8 protein-coding genes are annotated in these 7,846 nt (G+C 57.1%); 5 read left to right on the top strand and 3 right to left on the bottom strand.

What is annotated here, in order from left to right; genetic code table 11:
• Positions 1–85: 85 nt before the first annotated feature.
• Genes ACXJ5O_RS14160 through ACXJ5O_RS14150 form a run of 3 tightly spaced genes read right to left on the bottom strand, consistent with a single transcriptional unit; the run spans position 86 to position 2,700 of the window.
• Positions 86–1,318 carry a vWA domain-containing protein gene (locus tag ACXJ5O_RS14160; RefSeq protein ID WP_457300445.1) on the bottom strand — a complete coding sequence of 411 codons (1,233 nt, stop codon included), beginning with the start codon at positions 1,316–1,318 and terminating at the stop codon, positions 86–88.
• A gap of 1 nt (position 1,319) precedes the next feature.
• The gene (locus ACXJ5O_RS14155) at positions 1,320–2,231 is read right to left on the bottom strand and encodes an AAA family ATPase (protein ID WP_457300444.1); all 912 of its coding nucleotides are present in this window, start codon (positions 2,229–2,231) and stop codon (positions 1,320–1,322) included.
• Positions 2,232–2,244: 13 nt separating this feature from the next.
• Positions 2,245–2,700: a flavin reductase gene (locus ACXJ5O_RS14150; protein ID WP_457300446.1), complete on the bottom strand. Its 456-nt coding sequence runs from the start codon at positions 2,698–2,700 to the stop codon at positions 2,245–2,247.
• Positions 2,701–2,925: 225 nt separating this feature from the next.
• Here ACXJ5O_RS14150 and ACXJ5O_RS14145 point away from each other — a divergent pair, with 225 nt between their 5' ends.
• The 5 genes from ACXJ5O_RS14145 to purB all read left to right on the top strand — a co-directional run.
• Positions 2,926–4,008 carry a branched-chain amino acid ABC transporter substrate-binding protein gene (locus ACXJ5O_RS14145; protein WP_457300443.1) on the top strand — a complete coding sequence of 361 codons (1,083 nt, stop codon included), beginning with the start codon at positions 2,926–2,928 and terminating at the stop codon, positions 4,006–4,008.
• The gene (locus tag ACXJ5O_RS14140; RefSeq protein ID WP_457300442.1) at positions 4,008–5,012 is read left to right on the top strand and encodes a P1 family peptidase; all 1,005 of its coding nucleotides are present in this window, start codon (positions 4,008–4,010) and stop codon (positions 5,010–5,012) included. Before ACXJ5O_RS14145 ends, ACXJ5O_RS14140 begins: the two co-directional genes overlap by 1 nt.
• 70 nt (positions 5,013–5,082) lie before the next feature.
• Positions 5,083–5,760 carry a ribulose-phosphate 3-epimerase gene (rpe, locus tag ACXJ5O_RS14135; RefSeq protein WP_457300441.1) on the top strand — a complete coding sequence of 226 codons (678 nt, stop codon included), beginning with the start codon at positions 5,083–5,085 and terminating at the stop codon, positions 5,758–5,760.
• Positions 5,757–6,485: a DUF2259 domain-containing protein gene (locus ACXJ5O_RS14130; protein ID WP_457300440.1), complete on the top strand. Its 729-nt coding sequence runs from the start codon at positions 5,757–5,759 to the stop codon at positions 6,483–6,485. Before rpe ends, ACXJ5O_RS14130 begins: the two co-directional genes overlap by 4 nt.
• Before the next feature lie 94 nt (positions 6,486–6,579).
• Positions 6,580–7,846 (top strand): adenylosuccinate lyase (gene purB / locus ACXJ5O_RS14125; protein ID WP_457300439.1); only part of this gene is annotated, 1,267 nt, incomplete at its 3' end.

The following is a 7,846-nucleotide window of genomic DNA, read 5'->3' as shown; positions in this document are numbered from 1 at the left end:
CCTCAGCCATCCAGCTCTCGGCGATCAGCAACGGATCACGTATTTGTTCAGTAGGATTTTGCATTGTATGACAGTACCACAAACTTCAATATTGGTGCAACCAGCGCTTCGGATCATCGTCGGTGCCACTCGGTCGGCTGAGTGCCCGGCACAGATCCTCCAAAGCCTCCATATTGTGCACAGCACGGAAGTCGTCAACATAGGGTAACATAGCTTTTACACCACGGGCACGTGGCTCAAAACCTTCAAATCGGAGTAAGGGATTGAGCCAGATCAGCCGGCGGCAAGATTTCGATAGCCGCTCCATCTCCGCTTCTAGGCCGCTCGTATTGTCGCGCTCCAGTCCGTCGGTGATGAGCAGCACTACCGCACCCTGACTGAGAACGCGTCTCGACCAATGACGATTGAATTCTCGCAGGGTTTCGCCAATGCGTGTACCGCCTGACCAGTCCTGTACAGCACCCGTGCAATGGGCGATCGCATCATCCGGGTCACGATAGCGCAGGGATCGCGTGATGTTGCTCAGGCGCGTTCCAAAGACGAAGCAATGGACCCGGCGGCGCTTGGCCATCATCGCATGCATGAAATGCAGGAAAATGCGGGTGTATTGGCTCATAGAACCCGAAATATCGGCAAGCACGACCAATGGCGGATACACTTCGCGACGCGAGCGAAATTTCGGTAAAATGAGATCACCACCGGTCCGCAGGCTCGCGCGCATCATCGCTCTGGGATCGATACGCGCGCCCTTGGGATCACTGCGGAAACGCCTCGTCTCGACTTCATCGACGGGTAGCGTCAGCTCATCCATCGCCCGGCGCGCCTGGCTGAGTTCATCGGCCGACATCTGGGCAAAGTCCTTGGTCCGCAGCACTTCCTTGCCGGAAAATGTCAAACGTGCATCCACATCGATCTCGGGCGGGAGTTCTCCAGGCTGGTTGCGCGAGCTTTCTTTGAACAGCGCTTCGGCCACGCGAGCTTCGGCAGCCCTTGGCTTCGATCGTTCGCGCGCCAAGGCAACGGGCGAGAACATGGCCAGCATTTTCTCGATCAGCTCGCGGGAGCGCCAATAAAGCCGGAACGCCTCATCGAATGTCGCATGATCCTCGCGGCGGTTGACGAGCACACTGTGCAATGTCCAATAAAAATCATCCCGAGAGCCGATACCACCGGCCAAAACCGCCTCTATCGCGTCCCTGACGGAAGCCGGGCCAACCCGCAAACCGGCCTTTCGCAAGGTGCGGGCAAAATAGACGATATTATCCGCAAGGCGGCTTTCCGTCTTTGCTATCTCGGGTGATGAGGCGAATGTTTCCATGTTACGCCGCGTTCAGTTCGGCCTTGACCTCATCGAGTATTCGCCGCCCCTCGCCGCCGGAAATCCTGGCTATATCATCCTGATATTTGAGCAAAACGCCGATCGTGTCGGATACGGTTTCCGGATCCAGTGCCAACTTGTCCATTTCGGTCAAGGCCCCCGCCCAGTCGATCGTTTCGGCGACACCCGGTAGCTTGAACAGATCCAGATCACGCAATTTCTGCACGTACCGGACGATTTCATCCGACAGGCGTTCATTGGCCGCAGGGACTTTGCGGCGGACGATCTCAAGCTCCCGTTCAGCGGAGGGATAGTCTACCCAATGGTAGAGACACCGGCGTTTCAGTGCGTCGTGGATCTCGCGAGTCCGATTGGTCGTTATGATGACGATTGGTGGTTCGGCAGCACGGATTGTTCCAAGTTCCGGAATCGTGACCTGATAGTCCGACAGCACTTCGAGCAGGAAGGCTTCAAAGGCTTCATCGGTTCGATCAAGCTCGTCGATAAGAAAAACCGGGGCCTTACCCGGTTTACCCGACAGCGCCTGCAGAACCGGCCGCCTGATCAGGAATTTCTCCGAAAAAACATTGCGTTCTATGGCGTTTTTATCAACCTTGCCGCTCGCTTCATCGAGACGAATCTCGATCATCTGCGCCGCATAGTTCCATTCATAGACAGCCGAAGAGACGTCGAGCCCTTCATAGCATTGCAGGCGGATCAGCGGTCGGTCCAGCGTTGCCGCGAGTACTTTGGCGATCTCYGTCTTTCCGACGCCCGCCTCGCCTTCCAGAAACAAGGGTCTCTTCATTCGCAAGCTGAGGAACAGCACCGTCGCCAACGCACGGTCCGCGACATATCCGCCAGCCTCGAGCAGGGCCAGCGCATCTTCGATCGATTGCGGCAGTTCAGCCATGACGTCTCCGGCGCTAATCCCCTGCACTGTGATAGGAGCGATTGAGATAGATCAATGAACGACCAGGATCGCCCATATTGAGGGCGGTGACCTTACCATAGATCACATAATGCGTTGCGACTTCGTGTGTAGCTATGATGCGGCAATCGAAGCTCGCCAAGGCGTTGGCGAGCACTGGAGCACCGGTTTGCAGTGTCTGCCAATGCCCGAGCGCAAACCTGTCCGGCTGGGACAGATCGCCCTTGCCTGAAAAGGCTTCGGAAAGTGCCTGCTGTTGGAACGAGAGCGTATTCAGTGCGAAAACCTGATTTTCGATGAACAGGTGGTTGAAGTCATGATTGCGATTGAGACACACGAGCATCGTCGCCGGATTGTCTGAAACCGAGCATACTGCCGAAATTGTAACGCCGCGGCGGCCTGCCGGACCATCGGTGGTAAGGATATGAACCGCTTCGGCAAAATGGCTCATGGCATTGCGAAATGCGAACGGCTCTATTTTCTGATCTTTGGCAATTAGCACTATTCTATTTCCGTTGTCCGAACCATCACTATCGCAACATGTGTCTCAACCATAGGGGCAGGTCATATTTTCCGATAACTTCCTTTTATATAGCGCGAGATTGCTAAGAATGAAGGAAACAGCTACCGAAAACGTGCAACTACTACCCATCAAAGAGGAAACGACATTTTCGCAATGAACCCCACAATACGCGCCGCAACATTTGGCCTTTGCATAGCTGTCGCAAGTGTCGCACATGCGGAAGACAAGATTGGTGTTATCGCGCCGCTTTCCGGTCCCTCTGCGCGCCTTGGAACGCAAGTTGTCGATGGTGCGACGATTGCGGTGGCTGCGAACAAGAGCGGCCAGGCGGTGTCAATTACGACGGCTGATGACCAATGCAGCGCGGCAGGCGGCGACGCGGCGGCAAAACAGCTGGTCCAGGCAGATGTTGCGATAGTCATTGGCTTTCTCTGCACTGAATCGCTCGAAGCCGCTCTGCCCATACTCAATCAGAAGGGCATTCCAATCATTACCCCGGCAATACGGGCGCAAACACTGACCGAGCTGCGCGCCGATCAGCCTTATCCGGTCTTCAGGACCGCGCCATCTGGCCGCAATGAGGCCAACGAAACCGGTGATATCCTCGCCGGGCTGTGGCATTCGGAACCGTTTGCCATCATCGATGACGGCACGATCTTCGGGCGTGAACTTGCGGCAGGTGTACGGGCCCGTCTGGAGGAAAAAGGCCTGAAACCGGTCTTTGCCGATACATATCGCCCCGGCCTCGACAATCAAAATGCACTGGTGAGCCGGCTGAAACGCGCAGGCGCCACACAGGTTTTCATCGGCGGGGAACGCGACGATGTTGCGGCCATAGGGCGAAGCGCCGTGGCGCTGAACTATGCACTTGTCATCGCCAGTGGCGAGGCTCTTGAGGCGGCAGGCGATGGCAGTGAGCTCGCCATCGGCACTTTGATGATCGCACCACGCGAGCCACAAACTCTGGAGAGTGCCCGAAACGCCAAGAATACGATCGAGTTGGCCGGAAAAGTGCCGGAAGGCTATACGATACCGGCTTATGCTGCGACCGAAGTGGCAATGCAGGCGTTAACCACCGCGCAATCACAGGCAGGATCCCTGCAAGAGATTCTGCGCACCAATGTCTTTGAAACTGCGCTTGGCACCATACAATTCGATGCCAAAGGCGAGCGTATCGCCGATACTTACCGCCTACAGAAATTTGATGGAAATCAATTCGTTCTGGAGACCAACTGATGTTGAGGGCCGGTCCACGCAACCTCATCACTGACGTCGCTGGGTTAAAAGTCGGGAACGCTTCCGACAGCAAGCTCAAATCCGGCTGTACAGTCTTGTTATGCGAGAACCCGGCAACCGCGGCAGTCAAGGTGCTCGGCGGCGCACCGGGCACGCGCGAAACCGATCTTCTTGAACCGCACAACACGGTTGAGCAGGTCAACGCGCTGGTTTTGTCGGGCGGATCGGCATTCGGTTTGGATGCCGGATCGGGTGTTCAGGCGGCCCTTCGAGAAGAGAGCATTGGTTTTGAAGTCGGAACACAGCGTGTTCCGATCGTCCCGGGCGCCGTTCTCTTCGATTTGCTGAATGGCGGCCACAAGGATTGGGGTCGTTACCCGCCCTATCGTGAGCTTGGTTATGAAGCAACGCAGTCGGCATCCAACGATTTCACACTTGGGACCGTGGGCGCCGGGACAGGAGCAACTGTCAAAGGGTTGAAGGGCGGGCTGGGCTCAGCCTCGTCAGTCCTCGAAAGTGGCGTGACCATCGGCGCCCTCGTCGCGGTCAACGCGCTTGGTATGGTAACCGTCGGAAAAAGCAGGCATTTCTGGGCTGCGCCTTTCGAAATCGGTAACGAGTTCGGCGGACTTGGCCTGCCGCATCCCTTTCCTGCCGATGCCRCCGAAATCGGGACCAAGTTCAGCGACGCGGCGCGGGATGCCAACACGACAATAGGGGTCATCGCTACCGATCTGATCCTTACGAGCGCTCAGGCCAAGCGCTTGGCCATTGCCGCCCATGATGGTTACTCCCGCGCAGTCTGGCCGGCACACACGCCTTTTGACGGTGATCTGGTGTTCGCCCTCGCCACCGGAACCAGCGGCAGAACGCCAGAAATTGCTGAATTCATTGACCTTTGTGCCGCGGCGGCCTCAACAATGGCGCGCGCCATAGCACGAGGCGTTCATGCCGCTACGCCTGCGGATAACGATCCCTTTCCGGTCTGGCGATCACTTCGCTGAACAGTTTCGATTGTGCGATACAGCCGCGCGTGATAACCGGCGCCCACAGAATTTCTACCGGAGACAGATCATGAGCCGTCCGCTCGTCATATCACCTTCCATTTTGGCCTCGGATTTTTCGAAACTTGGCGCGGAAGTAAACTCTGTTTTGCGGGCAGGCGCCGATTGGATCCATATCGATGTAATGGACGGACATTTCGTCCCCAACATCACCTTTGGTCCGGAAGTGGTAAAAGCCATCCGGCCGCTGACGGACGCGGTTTTCGATACGCATTTGATGATTTCGCCGTGCGATCCCTATCTCGAGGCTTTCGCCAAGGCAGGCTCTGACATCATCACAGTCCATGCCGAAGCCGGACCGCACCTGCACCGCTCGCTCCAGGCTGTTCGGGCGCTCGGCAAGAAGGCAGGCGTTGCCATCAATCCAGCGACGCCGGAATCCGCTATCGAATACGTGCTGAACGACGTCGACCTCATCCTCGTCATGACCGTCAATCCTGGTTTTGGGGGGCAGAAATTCATTGCGGAAACGCTTGAAAAGATCAAGAAAATCAAGGCGATGATCGGCGAACGCCCTATCGACCTCGAGGTCGATGGTGGCATTACCGCTGAAACGGCTGCGCTGGCAGTACGTGCTGGCGCCAATGCGCTGGTCGCCGGGTCCGCTGTTTACAAAGGCGGAAGCGAAGCCGCTTATAGGTCAAATATCGACCTCATCCGCAGTTCAATCCGCCAAGGATCGCAATGATACTCCGCCGCGTTTTTCTTAGCCTTCTCGTTGCGTCTTCGCCGGTCGCGGCATGGGCTGGAGATGCCGCAAAGCTTGATATCATTGGCTTTTCCAAGGGAGGCGGCACATTTGCCTTCGAGGAATATGGCGTCCAGGACGGCTCTGGTTTCCCCTACGCCAACCGGTTCTATATCGATACGGCAACCGACAAGTTTCTGGCCAAAACGCCGGTTCGGGTCAGGCTCGACGACGAAAATTCGTCACTCGAAAACGCCCGCGACAAGGTAGGCCGCGATGCACAAGGCGTCACATCCCTCAGCGATGAAGAACTGCGCGCCAATGCCGGCAATGCGGTGGCATCGAACCCTGTTACGGAGCTTTCGGCCGACCCGTTCAAGGTGAAAATCAACCCGCGATTCGTATTTCCCGCGATTGACGCAGCGCTCACGATACAACTTGAAGAAATCGCCGTCCCGCCGAGCGAAACCTGTCAAAACCTGGGCGAAATCAAAGGCTTCCGCTTGACGCTGCTTGAAGACAAGCCTGACGCCAAGCCCGAAATGCTCCACGAAGACGCCTCCGTTCCTGCCAGTCGCGGCTGTCCGCTCGGCTATAGTATCGGCGCGGTCCAGACCCTATATCCGGACGGCGGAAAACCGGTAATCGCGGTCATGATTGCAGTGCGCGGAACGGGATTTGAGGGCCCGGACTATCGCTGGCTGGCGGTCACCAGGCAGCGATAGACGCATCCATTGCAAAAAGTCGCCAAATGGCGCGTTGAGTGATCGGCCTAGCTCTGATAGACCGCGTTTAAAGCCTAAAAGAACAGGAAAACACATGATACCGCGCTATTCGCGTCCCGAAATGGTCGCCATCTGGTCCCCGGAAACGAAATTCCGCATTTGGTTCGAAATCGAGGCGCATGCCTGCGACGCGCTGGCGGAGCTTGGCGTCATCCCGAAGGAAGCGGCCAAAACCATCTGGGAAAAGGGCGGTGCAGCCACTTTCGACATCGATCGCATCGACGAGATCGAGCGCGAGACCAAGCACGATGTCATTGCTTTCCTTACACATTTAGCCGAAATCGTCGGGCCGGACGCGCGTTTTGTGCATCAAGGCATGACTTCGTCGGACGTACTCGACACCTGTTTCAATGTGCAATTGATGCGCGCCAGCGATATCCTTTTGAGYGATCTGGACAAGCTTTTGGCGGCCCTGAAAAAGCGGGCTTTCGAGCACAAGGACACGGTCACAATCGGCCGCAGCCATGGCATCCACGCCGAACCGACCACCTTCGGCGTCAAGCTGGCGCAGGCCTATGCCGAGTTCGAACGCTGCCGTCGTCGTCTCGTCGCGGCACGCGCGGAGATTGCAACTTGCGCTATCTCCGGCGCTGTCGGCACCTTCGCCAATATCGACCCGCGCGTGGAAGAACATGTCGCCAAGGCATTGGGAATGCAGGCAGAACCGGTTTCGACGCAGGTGATCCCACGTGATCGTCACGCCATGTACTTTGCAACCCTTGGTGTCATCGCTTCGTCTGTCGAGCGCCTCTCCGTCGAGATCCGCCATCTGCAGCGCACCGAGGTTCTGGAGGCGGAAGAGTATTTTTCGCCCGGCCAAAAGGGCTCATCGGCCATGCCGCACAAGCGCAACCCAGTGCTGACCGAAAACATGACCGGGCTCGCCCGCATGGTCCGCGCGTTTGCCCTGCCAGCGATGGAAAATGTCGCCCTGTGGCACGAACGCGATATTTCGCACTCTTCGGTCGAGCGCATGATCGGCCCTGACGCGACGATCACCCTGGATTTTGCGCTGGCGCGTATGGTCGGCGTTATCGAGAAGCTGTTGGTCTATCCGGACAACATGTTGAAAAACATGAACAAGTTCCGCGGATTGATCCACTCGCAGCGGGTCCTTCTTGCGCTGACCCAAGCCGGCGTTTCCCGCGAGGATTCCTATCGTCTGGTGCAACGCAACGCCATGAAAGTATGGGAACACGGCGCCGATTTCCTCGAAGAATTGCTCGCCGACGCCGATGTGCGCGCTGCCCTGCCCGAAGTGACGATCCGCGAGAAGTTCGACCTTGGCTATCATACCAAAC

The organism is Phyllobacterium sp. P5_D12 (assembly GCF_054049495.1).
This window is presented reverse-complemented; position numbering and strand designations above follow the sequence as displayed.

Coding starts and splice junctions, on each gene's coding strand:
- ACXJ5O_RS14150 (WP_457300446.1), bottom strand. CDS start 2,700: ATGAGCCATTTTGCCGAAGCGGTTCATATCCTTACCACCGATGGTCCG.
- ACXJ5O_RS14130 (WP_457300440.1), top strand. CDS start 5,757: ATGATACTCCGCCGCGTTTTTCTTAGCCTTCTCGTTGCGTCTTCGCCG.
- ACXJ5O_RS14145 (WP_457300443.1), top strand. CDS start 2,926: ATGAACCCCACAATACGCGCCGCAACATTTGGCCTTTGCATAGCTGTC.
- rpe (WP_457300441.1), top strand. CDS start 5,083: ATGAGCCGTCCGCTCGTCATATCACCTTCCATTTTGGCCTCGGATTTT.
- ACXJ5O_RS14160 (WP_457300445.1), bottom strand. CDS start 1,318: ATGGAAACATTCGCCTCATCACCCGAGATAGCAAAGACGGAAAGCCGC.